The sequence below is a fragment of the Campylobacter sp. BCW_6466 genome (assembly GCF_001762835.1).
Lineage (GTDB): Bacteria > Campylobacterota > Campylobacteria > Campylobacterales > Campylobacteraceae > Campylobacter_D > Campylobacter_D jejuni.
Map to the genome: position 1 here is coordinate 1 of NZ_MJXO01000026.1, position 26,511 is coordinate 26,511.

The window sequence follows — 26,511 nt, forward strand, 5'->3', positions numbered from 1 at the left end:
TTCACAAACTCTAGCAAGAAGTGAAGTATTAAATTCTACTAATACAACAAATACTAGCAATAATACTAATTTTAGTATAAGTAGTAAGACAAATTCTCCTAATTATGATATATCAAGTGAATTTAAAAACTCTATTTATACTCTAAAATACAAACAAGCAGATATAAGTAATACTTCTACTAATACAGCCTATGGTTATAGTGTAGATAAAGATGGTTATATGGGAGAAGATTTTAACAAAGCTGCAGGACTTCCTGAAGATTTTAAGATACATAAATCTACTTTGGATGAGATATATAACTTTAATGAAGCACAATATCAAGACATAAAAGAACAGCTAGGAATTTCTCGCTATTTTACCAATATCGATATGGCTGATACCATAAAACAATACTATAATCTTTTTTCTAATGCTTTAAGCCAAAGCTTTCCAAGTGATAAAACAAGTTTTAGTGAAGCAGATATAAATTCTATGCCTAGTGGTTATGGTGTAAGTGGAACGCAATGGATGGACTTTAATGATCCAAGCAATAGAATGAATATTACAGGTTTAAAAGATTTTTCAAATTCTTTAATTTCAAATGTTTATAAAACCCCTGAACAAGCAAAAGAAGCTGATGACCTTTGGGTTGATTCAGGATATATGATTGATGGATTATTGCCTAAAACTTTAGGTTTATCCTTAGAAGAAATCAAAAATGTTTCTAAAGGTGAAGATTGGCAATTTAATCCTGATATGTCAGTTTATCCACAAAATGAAGATGGAAGTTATTCTAAAGAAGCTTTGTTTATGAGTTTTTTAAAAGCTCAAAATGGACAACCTGTTGAGAGTCCAAAAACCACACTTAATCCAACAATAGAAGCTTACAATAGAGCTATGGCTAAAGAGAGTTTTTCAACTACTAGTGTAGATATAGGTGATATTATGACAGGCAAAGTAGATTTTGCAAGTCTATTTAAATATCTAGCTAGTAAAAATGGAAAATTAGAAGGGCAACTTTATATGTATGAAAATAACATTCCTAAAGAATCTGCTATGGGTAATTGGGCTTTAGATGCTGAAATTAAACAAGCCATTGCCAATGGCTGGAAAGCAAAACCTAGCACCATTAATTCCTACGCTGATTCTATAATGGATAGACTTAATAATCTTATAGGACAAACTAGGGTTTAAAGAAGTATTAATTTTTTAAGTTTGAAATAAATTGCTAATAACAAAATAAGATAAAATTAGTATAATTTTTTTACAAAAAAATTTGAAAGGAAATTATGAAAAAAATTATTTTGATTTTTATCTCTTTTTTTGCTTTAAATTTGAGTGCAAAAGATTTGGTTGTAGGAATGGAGCTTGGATATCCGCCTTTTGAAATGAGCGATAAAACAGGCAAAGCAAGTGGAATTAGTGTGGATTTTTTAGAAGCTTTTGCAAAGAAAAACGGCTATAAACTTGTAGTAAAAAATATCGCTTGGGATGGTTTAATACCTGCTTTAAAAACAGCCAAGATAGATCTTATTATGTCCTCTATGACAATTACCGATGAGAGAAAGAAAGTGGTGGATTTTAGCATTCCTTATGCTAAGGCAAATTTGGCTATTTTAACTCCTTTGAACTCTGATATTACAAATATCAAAGATTTAGATAAAAAGGGCAAAGTTTTGGCTTTAAAGCGTGGTTCTACAGGGCATTTATATGCGGTTAAAAATTTAAAAAATGCAACTATTAATTTATTTGATAAAGAAAATGCTGCTATTTTGGAAGTGATTCAAGGCAAGGCTGATGGATTTTTTTATGATCAACTTACGATTTATCGGACTTGGCAAAAGCATCAAGATACAACCAGAGCCATTTTAGCGCCTTTTCAAGAAAATCCTGAGTTTTGGGGTATAGCTGTAAGAAAAGGTGATGAAGCTTTAAAGGACAAGCTTGATAATTTCATTGATGAGAGTAGGAAAAATGGCTTTTTAGATTTTTTGGGCAATAAGTATTTAAAAGACATTAAAGAAGTTTTTAAGCAAAATAATATCACTTTTTTCTTGTAGGCTTTTAATAAAATATTGATAATTAATATTAATTTTATAAATTTTGATATACAATATCATTATCTAAATTTTAAATAAAAGGATTTAAGATAATGAAAAAAGTTGCATTTTTTTTGTTATTTTTGTTTTTATCTTGCACTGCACTAAACGCAGCTGGGGAGTATTGCAAATATGCTTATCAAGAAGATAGAGCTATACCTTTAATTTTAAATTATGGAATAAGATTGGGGGTAGTAGGTGCTGGGGTTGCGAATGCACCTGCACCGGGCGGAAGTGCTTACAATTCAAAAATTGACATGATGGCTGCAAGATACCACTAAGCTTAGTTTTTGGGTGTATTTTACAATGCTAGAATTTATTTTTACTCTTATTTTAGATTTTACTTTTTATTCTATCAAGACCCTAGAAAAAGTCTTTCTAGGGCGAACAGCCTTAGTAATTCTTTTTGTTGTTTTTATAGCTCTTTTTTGCGTTAAAGGCTTGTTTTTGTATATACTTTTAGCTTTAGAATTATTTTTGCTTTTGTATCTTTTTCTTGGAATTTTGTTTTTAAGATTTTATAAATCTTAGGTTACAAAGCTTTCCACAAGCCTTTGCACTAGCAAATTCCATCCATCCACTAATACAAAAATTAAGAGTTTAAAAGGTAAAGAGATCATAGTAGGAGGTAGCATCATCATACCCATAGCCATTAAAACAGAGCTTACAACCATATCTATGACTAAAAAGGGCAGGTAGATTAAAAACCCTATTTCAAAAGCGGTTTTAAGCTCTGAAATCATAAAAGCAGGAACTAAAACCGTAAGGGGAACATCATCTATGGTTTTGGGATTGGGTAGATTGCGTATGCGATAAAAAAGGGCTAAATCTTTTTCTCGAGTATTTTTAAGCATAAAATCTTTAAAAGGCTTTGCTCCTTTTATAAAAGCCTCTTCATAGCCTATTTTTTCTGCTAAATAAGGTTTTATACCTTCATTATAGGATTTTGTAGCTACAGGTTCCATGATAAAAAAAGTTAAAATTAAAGCCAAGGTTACTAAAATGGTATTAGGTGGCATACTTTGCGTCCCCATAGCTTGTCGTAAAAATGAAAATACCACAATAAGACGCAAGAAAGAAGTCATAACAAAAACTATACTTGGAGCGAGCGCAAGTATGGTTAAAACAATCACTATATTTAAAGTAGTAACAAGCTGATTAGGTGTATTGGGTGCACTTAAGCTTAAATTTACTGTAGGGATAGTTGCTTCAGCAGCAAATAAGCTCATGCTTAAAAGTAAAAATAATAATATTTTTTTCAAAATTTAAAAACCTTTTTTTGTTTTTTACTAAAGAAATTTAAATTTTATCTTTTGATGACTAAAAACTAGTTTAAGGGTATTAGGATTTTAACTTTAAACTGCTAAAATAGTCTTTTAGACTTCTTAATAACAAAGGTAAAAAATGAAAACTTCTATTTTGATTTTAGCGGCAGGATTAGGCACTAGAATGAAATCACAAAAGCCAAAGGTTTTGCAAGAGCTTTGTCAAAAAAGTATGATTTTACACATTTTAAAAAAGGCTTTTGCTTTAAGTGATGATGTAAGTGTAGTTTTATCGCATCAAAAAGAACGCGTTGAAAAAGAAATTTTAGAACACTTTCCAAAAACACAAATTTTAGAGCAAGACTTGCAAAATTATCCAGGAACTGCGGGAGCTTTAAGGGGGTTTGAGCCTAAAAATGAAAGAGTGTTGATTCTTTGTGGCGATATGCCTTTGGTTGAGCAAACAAGTTTGGAAGCTTTGTTGGGTAATAATGCAAAATTAAATCTAGCAGTTTTTAAAGCAAGGGATCCTAAAAGTTATGGCAGAGTGGTGATAAAAAACGATAGCGTTGAAAAAATTGTTGAATTTAAAGATGCAAATACACAAGAAAAAGAGATAAATACTTGCAATGCTGGGGTTTATGTGATTGACTCGAGGCTTTTAAAAGAGCTTTTACCTTTGATTGATAACAATAATGCGGCAAAAGAGTATTATTTAACCGACATTGTAAAACTAGCAAAAGAAAAAGATGTGATGATTAAAGCGGTTTTTGTAGATGAAGATGAATTTATAGGGATTAATGATAAATTTGAACTCAGTATAGCTGAAAATTTCATGCAAGAAAAAATTAAAAAATACTGGATGCAACAGGGTGTGATTTTTCATTTGCCGCAAAGTAGTTTTATAGGTACAGATGTTGAATTTGTAGGTGAATGCGAAGTATATGAAAATGTAAGGATAGAGGGTAAAAGTAAGATTATAAACTCTATCATTAAAAGCTCAAGCGTGATAGAAAATTCCATTGTAGAAAACAGTGATGTAGGGCCTTTGGCGCATTTGCGTCCAAATTGTGAGTTAAAAAACACTCATATAGGAAATTTTGTAGAATGCAAAAATGCAAAGTTAAATACCGTAAAAGCAGGGCATTTGAGTTATTTAGGAGATTGTGAGATAGATAGTGGAACCAATATAGGCTGTGGGACTATCACTTGTAATTATGATGGGGTAAAAAAGCATAAAACCATCATAGGAAAAAATGTTTTTGTGGGTTCTGATACGCAATTTATCGCACCTGTAAAAATCGAAGATGAAGTGATCATAGCAGCAGGAAGCACAGTAAGTGTCAATGTAGAAAAAGGCGCTTTATTTATCAATAGAGCAGGGCATAAGATGGTAAAAGATTATTATTACAAGAAATTTCAAAAATGAAAACCATACTTTTGGCTATTAGTGGCAGTATAGCTTTTTATAAATCTTACGAGCTTATTTCTTTGTTTAAAAAAGAAGGCTTTAGGGTAAAAGTTTTGCTTTCTAATGGTTTGTTAAAATTTGCTAGCAAAATGAGTTTTGAAGCCTTGGCTGATGAGATTTTATGCGAGGAAAATGAAAGTTGGCAAAACTCAAACAATCACATAGCTTTTAGCAAGGATGTAGATCTTGTTTTGTTTGCCCCTGCAAGTGTTAATTCTATCAATAAACTTGCTTTTGGTATAGCGGATAATCTTTTTATCCAAACCTTAATTGCAGCAAATAAACCTCTTATCATAGCTCCTGCGGCAAATACAAATATGTTTCATCATTTTAGCACGCAAAATTCTTTAAAGATGCTTAAAGAAAATAAAGCTTTGATTATAGAGCCTATTTGTAAAGTTTTAGCTTGTAAAGATGAAGGCGTAGGAGCCTTAGCTGAAGTTAAGGATATTTTTAATATCACCAAAAGAGAACTTTTAAAAGAAAAGTTTTGGTGTGATAAAAGCGTAGTTATCACAGGTGGTGGAACAAAAGAAAAGATCGATGATGTGCGTTGTGTGAGTAATTTTTCAAGTGGAAAAATGGCAAAAGCTATAGCTGACGCTTTTTATTTTTTAGGAGCTAGGGTAAAACTTTTAAGCTCTGTGGAATTTGATACTCCTTATGAGCTTTGCAAATTTGAAAGTTCTAAGGATCTAAAAGAGCTTTTGGATAAAAATTCAAGTCATGACTTTTTGATTATGACGGCTGCAGTGAGTGATTTTATCCCTCAAAGTGTAAAAGGAAAAATTAAAAAAAATGAGCATTTACAGGGTTTAAACTTGCATCTATCTTTAAATGAAGATTTGCTTAAAACTTGCAAATTTCAAGGCAAAAAGATAGGTTTTAAGATGGAATTTGATTCTCAAAATGCCTTAGAAAATGCGAAAAAATCTTTAAAAGATAAGCAACTTGATATGGTTTGCCTTAATATCATTGATCAAAAAAATTATTTTGGAAGCGATCAAAATGAACTTTATTTTATCACTTTCAACAATGAAAATAAAAGCACCTTGCAAAGCAAAGAAAAATTGGCATTTGAATTAGTAAAATGGTGTGAAAAATTATGAGTATGATTAATTCTACCTTGCCTATACAAATGAAAGTTTTGGCTAAATCAGGCTATGGACATTATACGCTTTTGTTAAATCACAAAAAGATTCAAACCAAAAGCATGATAGAGCTTGAAATTGGCGCTGAATATTTAGCCGAACTTTATATGCAAAATGGTGGAGTTATACAATTTAAACATCTTTCAAAGCGTCCTAATTTCAAACCTTTTGAAGAGGGATTGGCTTTGATAATCGCTATTTTAGAGGATAAAATTTCTTATAAAAAATTCATCATACAAAATCTTTTAGATTGTAAAGATATAGAGCGTTATCAGATATTAAAAGAAATGCTTTTTGCAAGTTTTGAAAATATTTATCATATTCCTTTTATCTTTGAAAATAAATCTTGCTTGTTTCAAATGCGTAAAAGAGCAAAATATTTAGAAATTTACTTATATTTTAGTGTTTTTGGAGCTTTGAAAATTTTGATAGATTCACAAGGTGTTAGCGTTTTTACACCTTTTGCCAAGGTACAAAAATTTTTAAACGAACATTTAGATTTTAATGTATCGCAAGAAAACAAGATTGAACCTTTGTTTGTTTTCAAAAGGCTTTTTGATTTTAAAGGATGAAAAATGAATGAATTAAAACACCTTGCTGTTGTTATGGATGGTAATAGGCGCTGGGCTAGGGCTAAGGGTTTTTTGGCAAAACTTGGATACTCCCAAGGAGTCAAAACTATGCAAAAATTGATGGAAGTTTGTATGGAAGAAAATATTTCAAATTTAAGCCTTTTTGCTTTTAGTACGGAAAATTGGAAGCGTCCTAAAGATGAAATTGATTTTATTTTTGAACTTTTAGATCGTTGTTTGGATGAAGCTTTAGAAAAATTTGAAAAAAATAATGTGCGTTTAAGAGCTATAGGTGATTTATCGCGTTTGGAAGATAAAGTAAGAGAAAAAATTACCTTAGTTGAAGAAAAAACAAAGCATTGTGACGCACTTTGTGTTAATTTGGCTATAAGTTATGGTGCAAGAGATGAAATTATAAGAGCTGCTAAGCGTGTGATCGAGAAAAAACTTGAGCTAAATGAAGAAAATTTAACGCAAAATTTAGATTTACCTTTAGATGTGGATTTGATGCTTCGCGTTGGAAATGCTAAAAGACTTTCAAATTTCTTACTTTGGCAGTGTTCATATGCTGAAATTTATTTTAGTGAAACTTTATTTCCATCTCTTACCAAGAGAGAATTTAAAAGGATTATTAAAGAATTTAGAAATAGAGAAAGAACTTTTGGAAAATGATACTTTTCATAATAATTCTAGGGGCTTGTTTAGGTTCTTTTTGCGCAAGTTTGGCAAGTAGGATAATTGAAAAAAAGCCTTTTTTTATCTCGCGCTCTTTTTGTTTTTCTTGTGATACAAAATTAAAATACTATGAAATTATTCCTGTTTTTTTTTATATTTTTTTAAAGGCAAAATGTCAAACTTGCAAATGTCATTTACCTATTTCTTTATTAATCAATGAAATTTTAGGCATAATTTTGCTTATTTTGGTTTATTTTTTAAGTCAAAATTTTTATGATTTTTTATTTTTATCTCTATTTTTATTTAATCTTTTCTTGCTTTCTTTAATTGATATTAAACTCAAAGCCGTACCACAAATCTTACTTTGGAGCGCTTTTTTATTTGCTTTTTTTTACGCCTTTAGGGAAAGTGAAATTTTACATTTTTTGATTTTTAAAGAGTTTAGCAGAGGTTTTTTACTAAATGCTTTTAGTTTTGGAGGATTTGTTTTTTTATTAAAAAGTTTAGTTTTTTTTCTAATGAATTTCCGAAAAAAAGATGAAATTTTGGAAAATTTGGGCGATGCTGATATTATCATTATGTCTTGTATAGGTGGAATTTTAGGTTTTGAGTATGGATTTTTAGTATTACTTATAGCTTCTATTTTAACTTTGCCTTTTTTTATTTTTTTTAAAATTAAAGCAATAAAAGAGCAAGAACTTGCTATGATACCCTTTTTAAATATCGCTTTTGTGGCAGTTTTATTTTATAAAAACTTAGGATTATTCTAATGAAGCTTAGTTTAAGATATGTTTTAAATCAATTTTTAAGTACGAATTTGTCTATATTTTTCGTACTTTTTGCTATTGTATCTATGGTGTTTTTTATTCAACTTGCAAAACTTACTTCAAGTATAGAGATTAGTTTTTTGGATCTTTTAAAGCTTTATGGATTTATGTTGCCTAGAATTTTAATTTTTACCTTGCCTATATCTTTTTTTATTTCTTTAACTTTGGCTTTGTTTAGGCTTTCTAAGGAAAATGAAAGCATAGTACTTTTTACTTTGGGATTTTCACCAATGATTTTGGCAAAATTTTTCCTTAAAATTGCAAGCTTGATTAGTGCTTTTATGCTTGTTGTGGCTTTGGTAATGATACCTATAGTATTTGAACTTCAGGATAACTTTGTAAACTATAAAAGCACTCAAGTGAAATTTAACTACAAAACAGGAGAATTTGGACAAAAATTTTTAGACTGGATGATTTTTATAGAAAAACAAGATAGTGATAAGTATGAAAACATAATTATGTATCGCCCTAAACATAAAACAGATGATAAAGAACAACTTATCATAGCCAAAGAAGCGCATGTGCAAAGAAAAGATGATAGCTTTGCTTTTAGCTTGAATCAAGGCAAAATGTATAATTTTGAGCAAGGTCAAAGTATTTTTAGTGGAGAATTTGACACTTTAGTAGTAAATACTCAGTTTAATACAGACAATCTTCAAACAAAGAAATTTTATGAATACTGGAATGATTTAAACGAAAATCCACAAAGAGCAAGAGAATTTGTGATTTATACAACTATAGCCTTGTTTCCACTTGCTAGTACGCTTTTTGCGCTTTGTTTTGGTTTGGTTACTTATCGTTATGAAAAAGGCTATGTGTATTTAGGTATGTTTGGAGTGATTGCTATATATTTTGGACTTTTAAGTTCTTTTTCTCAACCTCCAATTTTGGCTTGCCTTGGAATTTTTTCTTTAAGTTTATTTGTTTCGGCTTATTGTTTTAAGAAAATGATTTTGAGTCGTTATTGATGAAAATAAAAATTATATTTTCTTATGATGGCTCTGCTTTTTTAGGTTCTGCTACTCAGCCTCATAAAAAAGGTGTTCAAGATGCTTTAAGTGGTGCCTTATCGCATTTGGGTATTGTTTCACCTCTTTTGATGGCTTCTCGTACAGATAAAGGAGTACATGCAAGCTATGCTGTAGCTAGTGTGGAGTGTGGAGATCATTTTGTAAATTTAGAATATCTTCAAAAACAGCTTAATAAATTTTCCCATCCTTTTATCCATATCAAAAAAATTGAAAAAGTAAAAGATGATTTTGAAGTAAGATTTGATGTAAAAAGTAGAGAATACCGCTATATATTTTCTCACTCTTCTTATAGTCCTTTTATGGCTTCTTATGTACATTTTTATCCTAAATTTGACTTAGATAAGGCTAACGAGCTTTTGGGTTTTTTTGTGGGAAAAAAGGATTTAAAGTTTTTTTGCAAAAGTGGAGGAGATAATAAAACGACTTTAAGAGAAATTTTTATTGCTAGAGCTTATGCTTATAAAGATTTTAGCATTTTTCATTTTAAAGCTAATGGTTTTTTAAGAGGGCAAATTAGATTAAGTGTAGCAAGTGTTTTAAAGGTTTTAGAAGGAAAAATGAGTGAAAAAGAACTCAAAGAACAGATTGAGGCCAAAAAGCAATACAATCACTTTTTAGCACCGCCAAATGGGCTTTATTTAAGCCGTATATGTTATTAAAAACTTTCATAGAAATTAAAGGCCTTTTGGGTTAAAATTTTTCTTATTTCTTCTTGATGTTCTTTACCTTTGGTTTCTAGGGTAATTGAAATCATCGCATCGCCATAATCAAGCTTGGTAGAAAATCTATCATAGTCGATTTTTACTATATTGGCATTGGCTATTTTTAAGCTATCTGTAAGGTGTAATAATGCCCCAGGTTTATCTACTAAAGTAACATGAATTTGCATTTTTCTGTAAGATTTAAATAAACCTTTTTCTATGATGATATTTAGCATTTGTGCATCGATATTGCCTCCGCTTAAAACTACGCCAATTTTTTTATGATTTTGTGTATTTATTTTTTGATGAAGTAGGGTGGCTACACTCGCAGCTCCTGCGCCTTCAACTATGATTTTATGTTTTTCAAGTAAAAACAATACCGCATTAGCGATTTCTTCATCATCAACTTGGATAAAATCATCTACGCATTCTAAAATAATATTAAAATTAATAGGATTTGCATCACGCACAGCAATACCATCGGCTATAGTGCGTACGCTTTTTGCATTTTTGATTTTTTTAGCATGAAAACTTTCATACATTGCAGGAGCTCCTTTGGCTCCAACTCCGATGATTTTAATGTTTGGATTGATTTGTTTAGCTGCACTTGCGATACCACTTATAAGTCCTCCACCTCCAACAGGTGCGATAATCATATCAAGATCGCTTATTTCATCAAGCATTTCAAGCATCAAAGTTCCTTGTCCTGCCATTACAAATTCATCTTCAAAAGGATGGATAAAGCTAAGATTATTTTCTTTAGCATAAGAGGTTGCAAAGGCATAAGCTTCATCAAAATTGTCCCCTTTGAGTATCACCTCTGCTCCTAAGGCTTTTGTAGCAGAAACTTTTAAGAGCGGAGTGGATTCTGGCATTACAATAACTGCTTTAATGCCAAATTTTTTTGCACTAATGGCCACGCCTTGAGCATGGTTTCCTGCACTTGCGGCAATGACTCCATGTTGTTTTTGTTCAGTACTAAGATTGGCTATTTTATTATAAGCTCCACGAATTTTATAAGCACCTGTAATTTGTAAATTTTCATTTTTAAGATAAATTTCACTTTGACAAATATCACTTAAAAAAGAAGAGTATATGAAAGGAGTTTTGTTTACAAATCCTGAAATTTGTTGTTTTGCTTTGTAAATTTTATTAAGCTCTAACACTATTTTTCCTTTGTTTTAAAATACGGATATTCTAGCATAATGCAACGATTTTGTATAAAATTTATATCTAATTTTTTACATTCTTTTTTGGCTGTTTCATTGCTAATACCAAGTTGAAGCCATAGGTTTTTAATATTTTTTTCAACAAGCTTAGGAAGAATTTCTAGTGCCACTTCGCCTTTTCTAAAAAGTATAAGTGTATCGATTTTTTCTTCTATTTGATCTAAATTTCTATAAACTTTTTCATTTAAAATAAACTCTTCTTTAGGATAAATAGGAAAAATTTTATAATTTTTTCTTTGTAAAAATTCTGCTACCCTATAAGAAGCTTTTGTCTTATCTGGACTTAAAGCAAATATGGCAATATTTTTACTTGTATTTATAATATAAGAGATAGTTTCTTTTTCGTTCATTGTTAACCTTTATTTTGGTATTTTATCTTAAATGATTAAAAAATTAACTAAAGTGAATTCAAAAAATGAAAAAAGTGTTATAATATAGCAAATTCCGAAGTTTAATAAGGAGGGAAAAATGGAAGAATTTTATCCATATACTTTAACAATCCATCTTCTTTGTGCTATTTTGTTTATAGGTTATTTGTTTGTTGATGTATTTGTTTTGGGTGTAGTTAAAAAGAAAAATCCTAATTTTGACAAAAGTCTTTTTAGTGCTACTGGAGTTAAAATAATGCCTTTTGTGGTTCTTTTGCTTTTTTTAAGCGGAGGTGCTTTGGCAGGTTTTCATTTTAAACCTTTAAATTTACTTTTTGCTGTAAAAATTATTTTGGCTTTTGGAATTTTATCTTTAGTTGTTTTTTCTTTATTTTGTCATTTTATATTAAAGAAGAAAAACCCACTTGGTGCTTTTATCCACCCTTTTGTATTTGTGCTTTGTATCGCGATAGTAATACTGGCTAAATTAATGAATTATTTTTTTATACCTTGCTAAGAAATACTCCGCATTCAAGATGTGGAGTATTGACAAATTGATCAAACAGAGCAAACTCTTCCACTCTATGTGTTAGGCTTAATTCTTTTAAATTTTCTTTTAAAGTGATAGGATTGCAAGAAATATAAATAATATTTTCATATTTTTTTATTAAGTCAATTACGCTTTTATCAAGTCCTGCACGGGGTGGATCAACTAAAACATGAGAGAAATTAAAATCATCCAATCGAATATCTTTTAAACGAAAAAATTCTCTTTCTTTTTTGATAGCAAGACTTAATTCTTCGCTTGAAAGTCTTGCAAAGTGGATATTTGTTGTATTGTTAAGCTCGCAATTTTTTAAAGCAAAATTAATATTGCTTTTTGAAATTTCAGTGGCTAAAATTTTAAAAAAGAATGGTGCTAAAGCTAAAGTAAAATTTCCATATCCACAGTAAAGCTCAAGTAAATCCATTCTTTTTTGAGTGCTTAAAATTTCACATACCCAAGTAATCATTTTTTCATTTATAGCAGTATTAGGCTGAATAAAACAATCGTTGTTAAATTCATAAAATATTTTTCTATCTTGAATATTTAAAGTTTGTCTTAGATTTTCTGTTTTAAAAATAAGTTTTTTGCCTTTACTTCTTGCTATAAGGTTGATATGAAGAATATTGCTTAAATTTTCTAAATTTGACTTTATATCTTCTATATTTTTATGATAAAGTAAAGTTACGCTAAGTTCTTGCTTTGTGGTTAAAAACTCCACGCCAAAAAGTTTTTCTTTTAATTTATTATCTTGACGCAAGCATTCTAGAAGTTTTGGCATAAAAGCGCAAATTTTTTCATCAGCAAAATCTAAATATTCTATAATATACTTTTTTTTGCTTTTTGGATCAAACATTGCATAAAAAAGCGTATCATTTTCATGATAAAATGAAAGTTCAGCTCTTGTACGATAATGTTTATCTTTTGAGGCAAAAAGTTTAAATTCCTTTGTATAAAATTCTTTAAAATATTTTTTTATGAAAGAGTGTTTTTCATCTAAAGTAAGAAAATTTCCAAAATTTTCAAGACTCATGGAACTTTCTTTCCGATGAGTCTTAGTAAAAGCGTAATAAGTATGAAATTCAAAGGCAAGACAAGCCAAACACTAAGTCCTAAAGATACAGGAATATATCCAGCGATTAAAGAAATACCACAGATAAATAAAGCATAAGGAATTTGTGTTCTTACATGCTCCATATGATCGCATTTTGCGCTCATAGATGAAAGGATTACATTATCTGAAATTGGTGAGCAATGGTTTCCAAAAATCGCACCTGTTAAAACGCAGCTTATATTAATAACCATATAATGATGCATAGCATTTGCATCCATACCATTGATTTTGGCGATTTCATGAGCTAAAGGCACAGCCAAAGGCATTAAAATCCCCATAGTTCCATAGCTTGTTCCTATGGCAAAAGAAATGGCTGAAGCAAAAGCAAAAATAGTAGCAGGCAAAATAAACTCAGGCAATTTATCTGCAAGTAAACTAGTGATAAATAAAGAAGTTCCTAGATCTTTTACTATACTTGAAAGCGACCAAGCAAATAAAAGCAATACTATGGTAAAAATCATGGTTTTCCAGCCATATATCCAAGTTTCTACCGCTTCTTTAAGATTGAAAATTTTACGACGCACCCCGATAAAAATCGCTACAATAGCAGCAAACAAAGCAGCTTGGAATAACACCACAGAAGAATCAGCATTTCCAAAAGCAGCCCTAAAAGTTTCAAAAGACAAAGGATTGGCGCTTGCTTTTGCAAGTTCTTCGCCTTCTAAAGTGCTAAGTCCATTAAAATAAAATCCTAATATAGCTAAAATGATTAAAGTAAAAATAGGAACAATAGCATCAAAAGCACGAATTTTAATACCTTCTTTTGGCGCTAAAAACTGATCTTCTAATTCAGCAGTATCTAGTATGCCTGATTTAGGTAGAGGTGCAATTTGTCCTGTGGTTCTTGCACGCACTTCAGCCTTGTACATAGAACCAAACTCACGTCCCATGATTGCAGTCATGGCTACAAAAAAAAGCATGAAGATATTATAAAAACGATAAGGTATGGTTTCGACAAAAATTCCAAAAGCACTAATATCGCTAATGCCTATGTGTTCATAAGCGGTTTTAATTAAGGAAACTTCTAAGCCTATCCAAGTAGAAATTACAGCTATTCCTGCTACGGGAGCGGCAGTAGAATCGATAATAAAGGCAAATTTTTCACGAGAAATTTTAAATTTATCCGCCAAAGGACGCATAATTGGACCTACGATCAGTAAATTAGCATAATCATCAAAAAATATTAAAAGCCCTAAAAACCAAGTGTTAACTTGAGCTGATACAGCTGATTTGGCTCTTTTGGCAAATTTTAATGCTACAGCTTTTGCACCACCCATTTTTGTGATAAGTGCTACAAGACCACCTATACAAAGAATTTGCAAAATGATTCCTGCATTTACTGGATCTGAAGTTGAGCCTAAGATGTAAGAAATAATCTTTGAAAAAGATTCTACTGCGGTATTGTAATAATTTACAAAAGCTAAATGTTGTGCTTTAAAAATATTTACAGAAAGGCTAAGTAGAAAAGTTCCGCTTAAAACCCCAGCAAAGAGTGATAAAATAACATCTTTTGTGATAAAGGCTAAAGCAATAGCAACTAAAGGTGGTATAAGCGTAAAAGCTCCAAACAAATTAGCATTTGCAGCTGCTTCTGAGGAGTTTGCAAATGCAACTAAAGGTAAAAACAATAAAACTAAAAATTTATTCATTCATCTCTTTCTATATAAAATCCATTCCAAGTTTGTGTTACCGGCATAAGCTCGATTTCATTAACATTAATATGGCTTGGTAGGTTAATGATAGACATTACTACTTTGGCAATATCATTAGCACTGATAAATTGCGTATTTTCATACACTGCATCAGCTTTTTGGATATCTCCTTTAAAACGCACTTCACTAAATTCAGTTTTGCAAAGTCCTGGAGCAATGTTTGTTACTTTGATATTGCTTCCTCTAAGATCATTTCTTAAGGCCAATGAAAATTGTCCTACAAAGGCTTTGGTTCCACAATACACATTGCCTCCAAAATAAGGATTGCGTCCCGCAACTGAACCTAAGTTAAAAATATAAGCATTTTTTTGTTTACGAAGTATAGGAATAACAGCTTTTGCAACATATAAAAACCCTTTGATGTTTGTATCTACCATAGTGTTAATATCTTCAAGGTTTAATTTATCAAATTCATCTACCCCTAAAGCCAAGCCTGCATTATTAAAAAGCACATCAATTTCTTGAAATTCTTTAGGTAAATTTTCAATAGCCCCAAAGATTTCTTTTTGATTTCTTACATCTATGCAAAGGGTGTAAATCTTATCTTTATGAGCATTTTTTAGCTCTTCTAGACGCTCTTTGCGTCTAGCAAGGGCGATTACTTTGTAGCCTTCTTGTATAAAAGCTTCAACACAAGCTCTACCAAAACCTGAACTAGCTCCTGTAATAAATGCGGTTTTCATTCTAAACTATCTCCGTAAAATAGATTTTCATTTGCTTTTAAACCCAAGCTTTTTAGATAATCAGCATTTTCTTTTTTACCTGCTGATAGTGCAAAGTCAAGCGCATTAAAACCAAGATCATCAACAGCATTAAAATTTGCTCCTTTTGAAATAAGAAGTTTTAAAATTTCAACATTTCCATAGGCTGCAGCATGCATTAAAACATTTTTTGAAGTGTGCTCTAGAGCACAAAATGTAATAAAATAAGGCGTATTTGAACCTATGTTCGCACTTAATGCTAATTTTTCATTGTTATTAATATATTTTTGATTAAAATTTGCTCCATTATCAAGAAGTAGTTTTATGATATCAAGGCGATTAAACTCTATGGCATAAAAAAGTGGGGTTTTACCAAAGGCATTGGCTTGATTAACATTCGCTCCATTTTGGATTAAAAAATTTGTATTTTCATAATTTTCCAATGCGTAAAAAATAGCACTTTCATAACCTTCGTCAATCCTAGCACCAAAACGAATCAAAAGTTCTAAAATTTCTTTTTCTCTTTGATTTAGAAGCGCTGCTTGCAAGGCTATCGTAAGATCATCTTGGCTTGGATTATTTGAAAAAATAAAATCTTGTATATAAGATACTGAATAATTTTTATTTGACATGATTTTTGCTAAAGGACTAATGTCTTTGTAAATTTTTGTTTCACCAACAGCCCAATTTAAAAATTCGTTTAAGGCATTGCTAGTATAGTAAATATTACTACCTTTGTCAAAATTAAAATTACTTTCAAAATACTTTTCTAAAGGTTCTATAGCATTGTTATATTCTTTCCAAAAAGCTTTGTAAAGTCTAAAATTTCCTATACTTTGATATGCCCAATATCTAAAATAAGATTTTAAAATATCATATTTTTTTTCTAAATTTTCGGGTGTATCTAAAGTTTTTTGATAAGCGATGGGATCGATAGCTATTTTTAATAATAAAAAATCAAATTGTTGTAATTTGGGCAAATAAGCCACACCATTACAAGAGCTACTGCTTCCGCGAATTTCATTGGAAATCGCATAGAGTTTTTTTGTAAAATCTTGATTTTTTAAAGATTCTTTACAGCTTGAAGCTATATTTAAATAATCTAAATTTGAACTTTTATTTAGCAATGTTTTATTATTTTTAATGTTGTCGCAGTTAATGGCATCGCTAGCCATTAAACTTGCAAAACAACAAAAGGAAGTGAATAATAACTTCAATATTTTTCCTTTGAAAATTTTAATTTTGTTATTTAATCCAAATAAGTATTAAATTTGAATTAATTTTCAAGTTTGAAATTTTCAATCTCATTAAAATTTAAATATCTATAGATATTTGCCTTATGCTCATCACTTAGTTTTTCGCTGACAATTTGTAAGTATTCTTCCTTGCTTGGAATTTTACCCAAAATCGCACAAACTGCCGCAAGTTCTGCACTGCCTAAATATACTTTAGCACCCATTCCCATACGGTTGTCAAAATTTCTTGTAGAAGTTGAGAAAACTACAGCTCCATCATTTACTCTAGCTTGATTACCCATACATAAAGAACAACCAGGAACTTCTATTCTAGCACCTGCTGCACCAAAGATGCTGTAATAACCTTCATTGGTAAGTTGTGCTTTATCCATTTTTGTTGGAGGCACTACCCAAAGTCTGGTTTTAAGTATGCCTTTATCTTTTAAAATTTCTCCCAAAGCTCTATAATGTCCTATATTTGTCATACAAGAACCTACAAAAACTTCATCTATATTTTTTGGACGCTTATCATCGGCTAAAATTTCACTTAAGGTTGCTACATCATCAGGGTCATTTGGACAAGCTAGGATTGGCTCTTTAATGTCATTAAGGTTAATATCTATAATATAAGCGTATTTTGCATCTTTATCTGCTCTTAAAAGAGTAGGGTTTTTAAGCCATTCTCTCATTTTTTCAGCCCTTCTAGCAAGGGTAGCTTTATTCTCATATCCTGCTTCTATCATAGCTTCAATTAAAGAAATATTGGATTTGATATATTCGCTTACACTTTCTATGCTTAAATCCACACTACAAGCAGCTGCAGATCTTTCAGCACTTGCATCACTAAGTTCAAAAGCTTGTTCGACTTTTAAGTTTGGCAAGCCTTCTATTTCTAAAATTTTTCCTGCAAAAATATTTTTCTTATTTTTCTTTTCAACGGTAAGTTGTCCTTGTTTGATTGCATAATAAGGTATAGCATTAACCAAATCTCTTAAGGTAACTCCAGCTTGTAATTCCCCGCTAAAACGCACTAAAACACTTTCAGGGATATTTAAAGGCATAGAACCAGTAACTGCAGCAAAAGCCACAAGTCCACTTCCTGCAGGGAAAGAAATTCCTATAGGAAAGCGTGTGTGAGAATCCCCACCCGTTCCTACGGTATCTGGCAATACAAAACGATTAAGCCAAGAGTGAATAACCCCATCACCTGGTTTTAAACTTACCCCACCACGACTTGTCATGAAATTGGGCAAGGTTTTATGTAAATTTGAATCGCTTACTTTTGGATAAGCAGCTGTATGGCAAAAGCTTTGCATCACAAAGTCTGCATTAAAACCTAGGCTTGCAAGTTCTTTAATTTCATCTCTAGTCATAGGACCTGTGGTATCTTGAGAGCCTACAGTTAAAGTTATAGGTTCTATATACATACCTGGACGTACGCCTTCAACTCCACAGGCACGACCTAGCATTTTTTGAGCCAAGGTATAACCACCGCTTGAAGATTTAGGTTGTTCAGGTTTGGTAAAGATATTTTCACTTTCCATTCCTAAAAATTCTCTAGCCTTAGTACAAAGCCCGCGACCTATGATAAGTGGGATTCTTCCTCCTGCTCTAACTTCATCTAAGAGAGTGTTTAGACTGAGTGTAAATTCTGCGATTGTAGAGCCATTTTTTATGATTTTTCCCTCATAAGGATGAATTTCAAACTCATCGCCCATTTCTAAGTTTGTTACATCACAGATGATAGGTAAAGCCCCGCTATCTTGAGCAGTGTTAAAGAAAATCGGTGCTATAGTTGAACCCATTACTATACCACCGCTATGCTTGTTTGGCACACCTTCTATTTCTTTTCCTAAGTGCCATTGTATAGAATTTATTGCTGATTTTCTACTTGAACCTGTTCCTACAACATCACCTACATAAACTACTTCGCGACCGCTTTTTTTAAGCTCTTTGATTTTTTCTAAGGATCCTGCTTGTCTTACTTTTAGCATGGCATTTGCATGCAAAGGAATATCGCTTCTTGTAAAAGCATCTCCTGCAGGGCTTAGATCGTCGGTATTTGTTTCGCCTGCTACTTTGAAAACTATACATTTAATCACTTGAGGTAATTTTTCTTTTTTGTTAAACCAGTCCGCATTTGCCCAGCTTTGTAAAACTTCCTTAGCGTGTGGATTGTTTTTGCTAAGTTCAGCTATGGTATGAAAATTATCATGTACAAAAATAATATTTTTCAACACTTCTGCAGAATCTTTGGCTATGTTTTCATCTTTTAAAGCATCGATTAAAACTTTAACATTATATCCGCCTAGCATAGTTCCAAGCATTCTTAAGGCTCTTTTTTTGTCTATATTTGGAGCACTGATTTTGCCTTTAAGTATAGAATCTAAAAATTCACATTTTACTAAAGCTGCATCATCAACACCAGGATTTACTCTATTTTCTAAAAGATTTGCAAGCTCTTCATTATTTTCATTTTCAAGTAGTTTACAAAGTTCTTTAGTTTGATTTGCATTTAAAGGAAGGGGTGGTATACCCAAAGCGGCTCTTTCTTCAACAAGTTTATTGTATTCTTGCATAAAAGACATTTTCTACTCCTTAAATATTTTTTATTATAATTGTAGCTCTTTGAAGGATAAAAAATGTTTAAAGTTTATTATAAAATGCCTTTATGTTACCTATCTTTACATAGTGATGGAAAATTTTTAACTAGAGTCGATTTTTGGGATAATAAAAGATCAGAAAAAAATTGTAGTTTGCTTGACTTAGCAAAATATGAACTTGATTTATATTTTACTCATAAGCTTAGAAAATTTAGCATTCCTGTTTTGATACAAGGTACAGACTTTGAATCAAAGGTTTATAGGGCTTTAATGAAAATTCCTTATGGCAAAATAGCTACTTATAAAGATATAGCAGAAAAAATCAATCATCCAAAAGCTTTTAGAGCTGTCGGAAATGCAAATTCTAAAAATCAAATTCCTATTTTTATACCTTGTCATAGAGTTATTGCAAGCAATGGTATAGGAGGATATAATGGAGGGCTTGAAATAAAAAGATTTTTGCTTGAAAATGAAGGAGTGAATTTAAAATAAGCTTGGGGTTTGATTTTCTTTGTTTTCAAATTCTTGTTCAAAAATATCATAATTTTCAAGAATTAAACAATATTTAAAATTTTTTAATTTTCTTAAATCTGAAAGCTGATTATAGGAAAAATCGCAAAATAAAGAATTTTTAGAAGCAATTTTAAAGTCTTTTATGTTTTTAAATTTTTCTTTCCAGAATTCAAAGGTATTTTGGTTGTTACTTACAATAAACGCTTGAGAGCTTGAACCAAAAGGAGTGATTTCAAATTTATCGTCAATAAAATAAATTTTAAAATCATCAATCTTATTAAAGTCAAATATTATTTTTTGATTTTTTTCTTTTAAAAAAGAAATAATTTTTGCAAAACTATTTGCGTAAAAAAAAGGCAAATTAAGATTTTTAAAATATAAATTTTCACAAATCAAAGTTGTAAAAAAAAAGCTAGATCGCGATAATAAAGTAAAATTAGCATCTTTTAGACTATGAGAATAGGCACAAAGTTTATTTAAGTAATTTTCTTCACAGCAGCAAAAAATTTCACCTTTTTTTGCTTTGATTAGTTTTTCAAAATCAGCAAAAATATTTCCTTTTAAAATGTTAAAATAAAAAGCCTTGCAAAGACTTAGTTCGTAAGATTTAAAAAGTAAAAATTCACATTCTTTATCTTCACAAAAAAAGCGTAAAAATCTTACAAGAGCTTGTTCTAGATTTTCTACTCTAAAGTAAAAAATGTCTTTATCTTCAATAGCAATGTCATTTTCTGTAATTATAGCATAAGCGCCTTTTTTTATAGCTTGGGCAATTTCTTTTTTATCGTTATTAAAGAAAGCAAAGCCTGCTTTAAGTTCGTTTAAATTTATGGCAAAACCTTCCACACTTAAAACGCTACCTTCATGAATGAGCGTTGCGTTTAAAAGTTCGCCTAAATTGCTAATTTGCATATTTTAGCCTACTAAGGAACCGTTTTGTACAAGTTGTTCAGGGGTGATTAAAACAAGTTTATCTCCGCTTTTTGCAGAAAGTATCATACCATCGCTTTCATGTCCAAAAATTTTAGCTTTTTTAAGATTACTTATAACACATACTTGTTTACCGATTAAATCACTGGCCTTATAGTATTTTGCTATGCCTGAGAGTACTTGACGGATCTCTTTATTGTCAAGTTCGAGTTGAAATTTTAAAAGTTTTTCACTCCCTTCTATATTTTGACAATCAAGTACCTTAGCAACTTTGATTTCAATTTTTGCAAAATCATCGATTTTTATTTTAGGACTTTCTTCTTTTTTGGGTTCTTCTTTAATTTCTTGTTTTAAAAGAGCTTTTTCTACTTTTGGAAATAAAGCTTCACAAGGATTTGCTTTAAAATCTAAAAGTTCATTATCAAGTATCATTTTTGCGTAATTTACAGACGAAATTTCAAAATTTAAAGCCAAAGCTACTTTTTGACAAGACTTTGGTAGAGCAGGGCTTAGCAAAAGACTTGTTTTGGCTAAAATATTTGCACAAAGTGCCACTAAAGCATTAGCTTGTTCGTGTTTGTTTTCTTTGATTAAATTCCAAGGTTCGTATTTACTAATGGCTAAATTTGCCACACTTAAGGCTTTAAAAAGTTCTTCTAAATAACGATTACACTGTAAGTTTTCTAAAAATTCTACCGCTAAATTTAAGTGTTCTTTTGCTTGATTTAGTTCGGCATTGTAAAATTTTAAAACACCTTCTTTTGAAATATTTCCTTGATCATATTTTGTACTCATGCCTATAATGCGATTAAGTAAATTTCCAAATTCATTGCTGAGTTCAGCATTGATACGATTTATCAGCATATTTTCGCTAAAATCCCCATCATTGCCAAAAGGCACTTCTCTAAGCAAGAAATATCTAAAAGCTTCGCTTCCATAGACATCAACCACTTCTTTAGGTTTTACAACATTGCCTTTAGACTTGCTCATTTTTTCACCTTCTTTAGTCCACCAGCCATGTGCACCTATAAATTTTGGCAAAGGCAAATCTACGCTCATTAAAAAAGCTGGCCAATAAATGGCATGAAAACGCAAGATATCTTTTCCTACTAAATGCACATGCGCAGGCCAAAATTTAGTATTTTCTCCCTTGCTTTGAAAATCAAGCGAACTTATATAGATAAAAAGTGCATCAAGCCATACATAAATAATATGTTTATCATCATTAATTTCTTGAGGCAGTTTAATCCCCCAATCAAAACTTGTTCTTGTAATGGAAAGATCTTTAAGGCCACTTTGGACAAAATTTATAAGTTCGTTTTTTTTGTTTTTTGGTAGGATGGGATCTTTTTCTTCATACCATTGTAAAATTTTATCTTGGTATTTTGAAAGTTTAAAAAAATAACTCTCTTCTTTTAAAATCGTAGTGTTTTTGCCACAATCTGGACAAGAACAATCATTGATAAGCTGACTTTGAGTAAAAAAGCTTTCGCAAGAAATACAATAGTGTCCTTCGTATTCATCTTTATAAATATCGCCTTTTTGCCACATTTTTAAAAACATAGTTTTAACAAATTCAATATGCCTTGTATCAGTTGTTCTTGCGTAAATATCATAGGTAATTTCAAACTCATCCCATAATTTTTTAAATTCAAAACTGATTTTATCAGCGTATTCTTGAGGAGTGGAATTTCTTAGTTTGGCAGCTTCTTCGATTTTTTGTCCATGCTCATCTGTTCCTGTTAGAAATCTTGTTTCATGTCCTTGCAAACGATAAAATCTTGCTAAAGTATCGGCTATGATGGTAGTATAAGCATGACCTAAATGAGGTACATCATTTACATAATAAATTGGTGTTGTAATATAACGCATTTTTTTCCTTTAAAAGTCAAATCCGCCTTCGGTTTTACCCTTAGACATACTATTATAGACTGCATCAACATAATTTTTTCTAGTTTGGCAGTTAAAAATTTCATTGCAATTATAACAAGAGTTTAGGTTTTTTGAGTTTTGACATGAAAGTAAAATTTCTTTCTTTTTATCCATATCTTGCTCAAATTCATCTCTAGTTTCATTCATTGTAAGCCTTTAAAAGTTTTGAAATTTCATATTCTGAGCCAAAAAAACAAGGAGTTGTCGCATGGATTTTATCAAATTCAAGTTCAAGCAAGGAGTGATTTTTTCCATTTGTAGTTTTTCCGCCTGCTTTTTCTATGATAAAGGCTAGAGGAAAGACTTCAAAAAAAGCACGAAGTTTGCCATTAGGCGCATCTTGTGTTGCAGGATAACTAAAAATCCCACCCCCTTTTAATAAAATTTGATTGATATCGCTTACCATAGCCCCAGAATATCTTAAGCGATATCCTTCATCAAAAAGACTTTTGATAAAATTAGCGTGTTTTTCTTCCCAAAATTTTTGCGTTCCGCCTGTAGCATTAATTTTGCCTTTTTCATTCATTTTAAGATCTTTTATAAAAATAAATTCATTATTTGCATTTAGGCGATAAAGTTTTGGTTGATCTTTGCAAATCACAAGTTCTAAGCGCGCTCCATACATACTATAAAGTGCAGCTCTTAAATTTTTGGCATTTGCTTTTTCTTCATAGATGGCAAAAATAGAACCTATAGCAAAATTAACATCCATTAAGCTAGAACCGTCTAAAGGATCATAAGCTACGATAAAATTTGCTTTTTTATTAAGCGTTAAAATTTCGTCTTTTTCTTCACTTATGATGGCTTTAATGCTTGAACATTGACTTAGGGTTTTTGTGATGATTTCATCGCTTAAAACATCAAATTTGAGTTGGGTATCGCCTGTAAAATTTTGATTTTGACTGTAGCTTGTATCGGGAAATTTTAAAGCGTTAGAAATTTCTAAAACAGCTTTTTGTATATAAGAAATCACTTCTTGCATTTTATAATTCTCCTTGTAAATTTTTAGCATTTTTAAGTATATATTGACAAATAGCTTGTATATCGTTTAAATCAAGCCAAGTAAGATAAGGGTGAGAAATTTTTTCATAGCTTGCAATGGCGTTTGAAAAAGTAAAATAACTTTCATCAATTTCTTTGCAAAATACGCTAATGCGTGGTAAATCAAGAGTTTTCAATCCTTCAACCAAACAAATGTCAAAATCAGGGCTTAATTTTAAAGCTTTTAAAATATCTCTATTTTCATGAGAAAAAAAAGTTGTTCTTGTAGGGCTTAAAACCATGACTTCAGCTCCGCTTTGAAAAAATTTAAAACTATCTTTACCGTTAAAATCAAATTGAGCTTTATCGGCAGGATCATGTTTAATGATTAAAACTTTTAAATTTTGTTGCAAAAAATTATCAGCTATTTTGGTGATGAGTGTAGTTTTTCCTGAATTTGAAGGCCCGCTAAAAGCTATGATAAGTTGTTTCATAAAATATACTCTTAATTTTTTTGTAAAATTATATCTTTTTAAACCAAAAAATAGGGTTAAAAGGCTACAATAATACTAAAAAATATGGAAAAAGAATGAAAATTTATAGTGTAATTTTAGGTGCTTTTTTGCTTGGAGCTTGTTCTTTAAAAGATCAGGCGATTGTGGATACAAATTTAAAATCTCAAACTTTAATGTTTACTCAAAAATACAAAATCACACAAGATAAGATTAATGCCATTGTAACCATGTCTTATTTAAACCCAATTCTAGACAAGATAATTAAAGATGATGTATTGGCCTTGTCTTTTATTCCAAATACATTAAAAATTCAAAATTTAGAAGTTTTTATCAATAATAAAAAAGCCAATATTGAAAAACTGGATGATGAGTATTTAAAATATATAATACAAAATAACTATACTGATTATTTTAAAGTATCTCTTCCTAGTGTCAAGGAAGAGACTAGGCTTGTAGCTAAGATTTGTTTAGATCATTTGCCTTGTTTTGAATTAAATTTTCAAAAATATCCGAAATCTTTATACTATCGTTCAGAAGATGTCGATACACAATATAATTAGCTAGAACTTTTTTTCCGTAAATTCGACTTTCTTGATAAGGAACTAGCTCCATAGACAAGAAAGGTTCAAATTTACCCGTCTTAAACATATCATTTCTTGCAAGCATACGGTTAGTAAATCCTATACCACCATTATAAGCATAAGCGACAAAAAGTGGAGATTTTAAACGTGATTCAAGGTAATTTAGATGATAATTTCCAAAGTAATATGCTATTTCAGGTTTAAACATAAAATCTTGATCGAAATTTGGAATTTTTAATTCTTTTTCCCCTATGTGATTGGCTAAAAATGGCATAAATTGCATCATGCCTAAAGCATAAGAAACTGAAATAGCAGTTGGAATAAAACGACTTTCTTGTCTGGCAATAGCCAAAATTAAAGCTTGTCTTGTTTTATTATAGTCTTTTATATTGTCATAATAAGGCATTATAAAATAATGTTTTTTAAAATTATTTTTGCGTTCTAATATGTAAGCATAAATAGGCAAGGTTTCTTGTGTGTCAAATTCTTTTGCCAAGACATCTAGTTGACTTGCGTTAGCATCGCGAATTTGTTTGTTTATTTTTTGCCAAGCAAAAGGATCTTGCATATTAAAATTATTTTTTTTCTTGCTTGGATTAAGGCTTTCTATCTTTGGAAAAGGTGTGTTAGTAAGTTCTTTTGCGTAAAGACTATAAATATTTAAAGAAGAACTTTGCGATAAAGTTTTTAAATCTTCTTCATTGTTTTTAATCAACCACATCCAAAATATAGCATTGTCTTTATTGCTTTGCGATTTAAAACTTTGTGCCGCCTTTTTAAAAAAGTCATAAGCAAGCTCTGTTTTATCATAAGTTAAGGCATTGACTCCTAAATAGAAAGCAGAATCTTCACTTACATTTTCAGGATTTATTTCTAGCATAGAATGTCTAAATTTTGGATTTTCTTTTTTAATAATAATATTTTGTGCAAAATCTTTAAAACCAATGTGGTTTGGTAGTTTATTGACTAAACTTGTATTTAAATCTAAGTCGTATTTTTTAGAATAATTATAAAGTTTAAAAAAACCATTAATATCTTCTTTTTGTGCTATATAGCTCATAGGATCAGAAGTATTAAAAGCTAGCAATAAATTTGTCAAATCAGGTCTTTGATTTTTAAAGGTTTGAGCTAAAGTAGTTCGGTCTTTGGAATTTAAACTTGCTATAAAAACTAATGAATTTAAGCGCACACTTTGACAAGTTAAATTTGCATCTAAGATAGTATTTGCTGTATAGGTATAGCATTTAGCATATTTTGGGTTGATATAAGGCTTTAAAGGAATGATTTTTTCAAGTTCGGATTTAATTTTTCCTATATAGCGAAAAATATGAGAATTTAAATCCTGTGCATCTTTTTTACTGATTTTATTTTTTTCTAAAAGCCTATAAATATAATAATCCTTAGCAAGTGAATTTTCTTCTTTTTTGAGTTTTTCTATGCTATATTGTGTAGCATTTAAACTTGAAAAAATAAATAAAAAAATGAGTATTTTTTTTATCACAATATACTCCTTAAGATATTCCCAAGAAAAATACCAAGAAACTGCAATGCTAAGACTATAATCAAAGGTGCAAGATCAATATTACCAATGCGTGTTGGAATTTTTCTAACTAAGGCGTAAGCAGGATAACTTAATTTATATAAAATTTGCACTATGGGATTATAAGGATCAGGGTTTACCCAGCTTAAAAGTGCTGTGATGATAATAATCCAAGTATAAATGTTAATGACAATTTGTAGTACTTGAAAAATAGAAATAATAAAAGAGTCTATAACCATAG

29 protein-coding genes are annotated in these 26,511 nt (G+C 30.4%); 14 read left to right on the forward strand and 15 right to left on the reverse strand.

The window, feature by feature from the left end:
- The 4 genes from AJ887_RS09835 to AJ887_RS01690 all read left to right on the forward strand — a co-directional run.
- Nucleotides 1–1,174: Cj0814 family flagellar-dependent secreted protein (locus AJ887_RS09835; RefSeq protein ID WP_083262105.1), on the forward strand; the 1,174-nt coding region annotated here is incomplete at its 5' end.
- Nucleotides 1,175–1,269: 95 nt separating this feature from the next.
- Nucleotides 1,270–2,040, forward strand: a complete 771-nt coding sequence (locus AJ887_RS01680; RefSeq protein ID WP_002776733.1) for a transporter substrate-binding domain-containing protein — start codon at nt 1,270–1,272, stop codon at nt 2,038–2,040.
- A gap of 92 nt (nt 2,041–2,132) precedes the next feature.
- A complete protein-coding gene (locus AJ887_RS01685; RefSeq protein ID WP_070280665.1) occupies nt 2,133–2,360 on the forward strand; it encodes a hypothetical protein in 228 nt (75 codons plus the stop codon).
- A 25-nt stretch (nt 2,361–2,385) separates the two neighbouring features.
- The gene (locus AJ887_RS01690) at nt 2,386–2,610 is read left to right on the forward strand and encodes a hypothetical protein (protein ID WP_002780361.1); all 225 of its coding nucleotides are present in this window, start codon (nt 2,386–2,388) and stop codon (nt 2,608–2,610) included.
- Here AJ887_RS01690 and fliP read toward each other — a convergent pair.
- Nucleotides 2,607–3,341, reverse strand: coding sequence for a flagellar type III secretion system pore protein FliP (gene fliP, locus AJ887_RS01695; RefSeq protein ID WP_002852529.1), 735 nt, complete (start codon nt 3,339–3,341; stop codon nt 2,607–2,609). The genes AJ887_RS01690 and fliP overlap by 4 nt on opposite strands.
- A 142-nt stretch (nt 3,342–3,483) precedes the next feature.
- Here fliP and glmU point away from each other — a divergent pair, with 142 nt between their 5' ends.
- The 7 genes from glmU to truA are packed head-to-tail and all read left to right on the forward strand — an operon-like array spanning nt 3,484 to nt 9,730.
- Nucleotides 3,484–4,773 carry a bifunctional UDP-N-acetylglucosamine diphosphorylase/glucosamine-1-phosphate N-acetyltransferase GlmU gene (gene glmU / locus AJ887_RS01700; RefSeq protein WP_070284741.1) on the forward strand — a complete coding sequence of 430 codons (1,290 nt, stop codon included), beginning with the start codon at nt 3,484–3,486 and terminating at the stop codon, nt 4,771–4,773.
- Nucleotides 4,770–5,924: a bifunctional phosphopantothenoylcysteine decarboxylase/phosphopantothenate--cysteine ligase CoaBC gene (gene coaBC, locus AJ887_RS01705; protein ID WP_070284743.1), complete on the forward strand. Its 1,155-nt coding sequence runs from the start codon at nt 4,770–4,772 to the stop codon at nt 5,922–5,924. Before glmU ends, coaBC begins: the two co-directional genes overlap by 4 nt.
- Nucleotides 5,921–6,538: a hypothetical protein gene (locus AJ887_RS01710; protein WP_002892499.1), complete on the forward strand. Its 618-nt coding sequence runs from the start codon at nt 5,921–5,923 to the stop codon at nt 6,536–6,538. The genes coaBC and AJ887_RS01710 overlap by 4 nt, the downstream gene beginning before the upstream one ends.
- A 3-nt stretch (nt 6,539–6,541) precedes the next feature.
- Complete coding sequence (uppS, locus tag AJ887_RS01715) at nt 6,542–7,210, forward strand: polyprenyl diphosphate synthase (RefSeq protein WP_002852565.1); 669 nt, start codon at nt 6,542–6,544, stop codon at nt 7,208–7,210.
- Entirely contained in the window at nt 7,207–7,983 is a 777-nt protein-coding gene (locus tag AJ887_RS01720) for a prepilin peptidase (RefSeq protein WP_070284745.1), read from the forward strand. Before uppS ends, AJ887_RS01720 begins: the two co-directional genes overlap by 4 nt.
- Nucleotides 7,983–9,008: an LptF/LptG family permease gene (locus AJ887_RS01725; RefSeq protein WP_002861467.1), complete on the forward strand. Its 1,026-nt coding sequence runs from the start codon at nt 7,983–7,985 to the stop codon at nt 9,006–9,008. Before AJ887_RS01720 ends, AJ887_RS01725 begins: the two co-directional genes overlap by 1 nt.
- On the forward strand, nt 9,005–9,730 hold the full coding sequence (gene truA / locus AJ887_RS01730; RefSeq protein ID WP_072225843.1) for a tRNA pseudouridine(38-40) synthase TruA: 726 nt from the start codon (nt 9,005–9,007) through the stop codon (nt 9,728–9,730). The genes AJ887_RS01725 and truA overlap by 4 nt, the downstream gene beginning before the upstream one ends.
- On the opposite strand, the gene ilvA is transcribed toward truA, so the two are convergent.
- Both ilvA and AJ887_RS01740 read right to left on the reverse strand, forming a co-directional pair.
- Entirely contained in the window at nt 9,727–10,938 is a 1,212-nt protein-coding gene (gene ilvA / locus AJ887_RS01735; protein ID WP_002865608.1) for a threonine ammonia-lyase, read from the reverse strand. The two genes, truA and ilvA, sit on opposite strands and share 4 nt — an antisense overlap.
- On the reverse strand, nt 10,938–11,351 hold the full coding sequence (locus tag AJ887_RS01740; RefSeq protein WP_002856772.1) for a CoA-binding protein: 414 nt from the start codon (nt 11,349–11,351) through the stop codon (nt 10,938–10,940). Before AJ887_RS01740 ends, ilvA begins: the two co-directional genes overlap by 1 nt.
- A gap of 118 nt (nt 11,352–11,469) precedes the next feature.
- On the opposite strand from AJ887_RS01740, the gene AJ887_RS01745 reads away from it, so the two are divergent.
- Nucleotides 11,470–11,886, forward strand: coding sequence for a membrane protein (locus tag AJ887_RS01745; protein ID WP_002856751.1), 417 nt, complete (start codon nt 11,470–11,472; stop codon nt 11,884–11,886).
- Here the strand turns inward: AJ887_RS01745 and trmA are convergent.
- The 5 genes from trmA to AJ887_RS01770 are packed head-to-tail and all read right to left on the reverse strand — an operon-like array spanning nt 11,873 to nt 19,263.
- On the reverse strand, nt 11,873–12,946 hold the full coding sequence (gene trmA / locus AJ887_RS01750) for a tRNA (uridine(54)-C5)-methyltransferase TrmA (RefSeq protein ID WP_070239603.1): 1,074 nt from the start codon (nt 12,944–12,946) through the stop codon (nt 11,873–11,875). The genes AJ887_RS01745 and trmA overlap by 14 nt on opposite strands.
- Nucleotides 12,943–14,676: a Na+/H+ antiporter NhaC family protein gene (locus AJ887_RS01755; protein ID WP_053872916.1), complete on the reverse strand. Its 1,734-nt coding sequence runs from the start codon at nt 14,674–14,676 to the stop codon at nt 12,943–12,945. Before AJ887_RS01755 ends, trmA begins: the two co-directional genes overlap by 4 nt.
- On the reverse strand, nt 14,673–15,422 hold the full coding sequence (locus AJ887_RS01760; RefSeq protein WP_053872917.1) for an SDR family NAD(P)-dependent oxidoreductase: 750 nt from the start codon (nt 15,420–15,422) through the stop codon (nt 14,673–14,675). The genes AJ887_RS01755 and AJ887_RS01760 overlap by 4 nt, the downstream gene beginning before the upstream one ends.
- On the reverse strand, nt 15,419–16,657 hold the full coding sequence (locus AJ887_RS01765; RefSeq protein WP_070239604.1) for an ankyrin repeat domain-containing protein: 1,239 nt from the start codon (nt 16,655–16,657) through the stop codon (nt 15,419–15,421). The genes AJ887_RS01760 and AJ887_RS01765 overlap by 4 nt, the downstream gene beginning before the upstream one ends.
- 59 nt (nt 16,658–16,716) lie before the next feature.
- Nucleotides 16,717–19,263, reverse strand: coding sequence for a bifunctional aconitate hydratase 2/2-methylisocitrate dehydratase (locus AJ887_RS01770; RefSeq protein ID WP_070284747.1), 2,547 nt, complete (start codon nt 19,261–19,263; stop codon nt 16,717–16,719).
- Between the two features lie 54 nt (nt 19,264–19,317).
- On the opposite strand from AJ887_RS01770, the gene AJ887_RS01775 reads away from it, so the two are divergent.
- Complete coding sequence (locus tag AJ887_RS01775; RefSeq protein WP_070239605.1) at nt 19,318–19,770, forward strand: methylated-DNA--[protein]-cysteine S-methyltransferase; 453 nt, start codon at nt 19,318–19,320, stop codon at nt 19,768–19,770.
- Here AJ887_RS01775 and AJ887_RS01780 read toward each other — a convergent pair.
- Genes AJ887_RS01780 through mobB form a run of 5 tightly spaced genes read right to left on the reverse strand, consistent with a single transcriptional unit; the run spans nt 19,762 to nt 24,128 of the window.
- On the reverse strand, nt 19,762–20,703 hold the full coding sequence (locus AJ887_RS01780) for a hypothetical protein (protein ID WP_070239608.1): 942 nt from the start codon (nt 20,701–20,703) through the stop codon (nt 19,762–19,764). The two genes, AJ887_RS01775 and AJ887_RS01780, sit on opposite strands and share 9 nt — an antisense overlap.
- Before the next feature lie 3 nt (nt 20,704–20,706).
- Nucleotides 20,707–22,593 carry a methionine--tRNA ligase gene (metG, locus tag AJ887_RS01785; protein ID WP_070239611.1) on the reverse strand — a complete coding sequence of 629 codons (1,887 nt, stop codon included), beginning with the start codon at nt 22,591–22,593 and terminating at the stop codon, nt 20,707–20,709.
- Nucleotides 22,594–22,602: 9 nt separating this feature from the next.
- Nucleotides 22,603–22,800, reverse strand: a complete 198-nt coding sequence (locus tag AJ887_RS01790; protein ID WP_002861479.1) for a hypothetical protein — start codon at nt 22,798–22,800, stop codon at nt 22,603–22,605.
- Nucleotides 22,793–23,635, reverse strand: a complete 843-nt coding sequence (locus tag AJ887_RS01795) for a class 1 fructose-bisphosphatase (RefSeq protein ID WP_070239614.1) — start codon at nt 23,633–23,635, stop codon at nt 22,793–22,795. The genes AJ887_RS01790 and AJ887_RS01795 overlap by 8 nt, the downstream gene beginning before the upstream one ends.
- Nucleotide 23,636: 1 nt before the next feature.
- Entirely contained in the window at nt 23,637–24,128 is a 492-nt protein-coding gene (gene mobB, locus AJ887_RS01800) for a molybdopterin-guanine dinucleotide biosynthesis protein B (RefSeq protein WP_002861481.1), read from the reverse strand.
- Between the two features lie 95 nt (nt 24,129–24,223).
- On the opposite strand from mobB, the gene AJ887_RS01805 reads away from it, so the two are divergent.
- On the forward strand, nt 24,224–24,709 hold the full coding sequence (locus AJ887_RS01805; RefSeq protein ID WP_070239616.1) for a hypothetical protein: 486 nt from the start codon (nt 24,224–24,226) through the stop codon (nt 24,707–24,709).
- Here the strand turns inward: AJ887_RS01805 and AJ887_RS01810 are convergent.
- Together AJ887_RS01810 and AJ887_RS01815 are read right to left on the reverse strand one after the other, a co-directional pair.
- A complete protein-coding gene (locus AJ887_RS01810; RefSeq protein WP_079860508.1) occupies nt 24,606–26,231 on the reverse strand; it encodes a lytic transglycosylase domain-containing protein in 1,626 nt (541 codons plus the stop codon). The two genes, AJ887_RS01805 and AJ887_RS01810, sit on opposite strands and share 104 nt — an antisense overlap.
- Nucleotides 26,228–26,509, reverse strand: a complete 282-nt coding sequence (locus tag AJ887_RS01815; protein ID WP_002852501.1) for a YggT family protein — start codon at nt 26,507–26,509, stop codon at nt 26,228–26,230. The genes AJ887_RS01810 and AJ887_RS01815 overlap by 4 nt, the downstream gene beginning before the upstream one ends.
- Nucleotides 26,510–26,511: the final 2 nt, after the last annotated feature.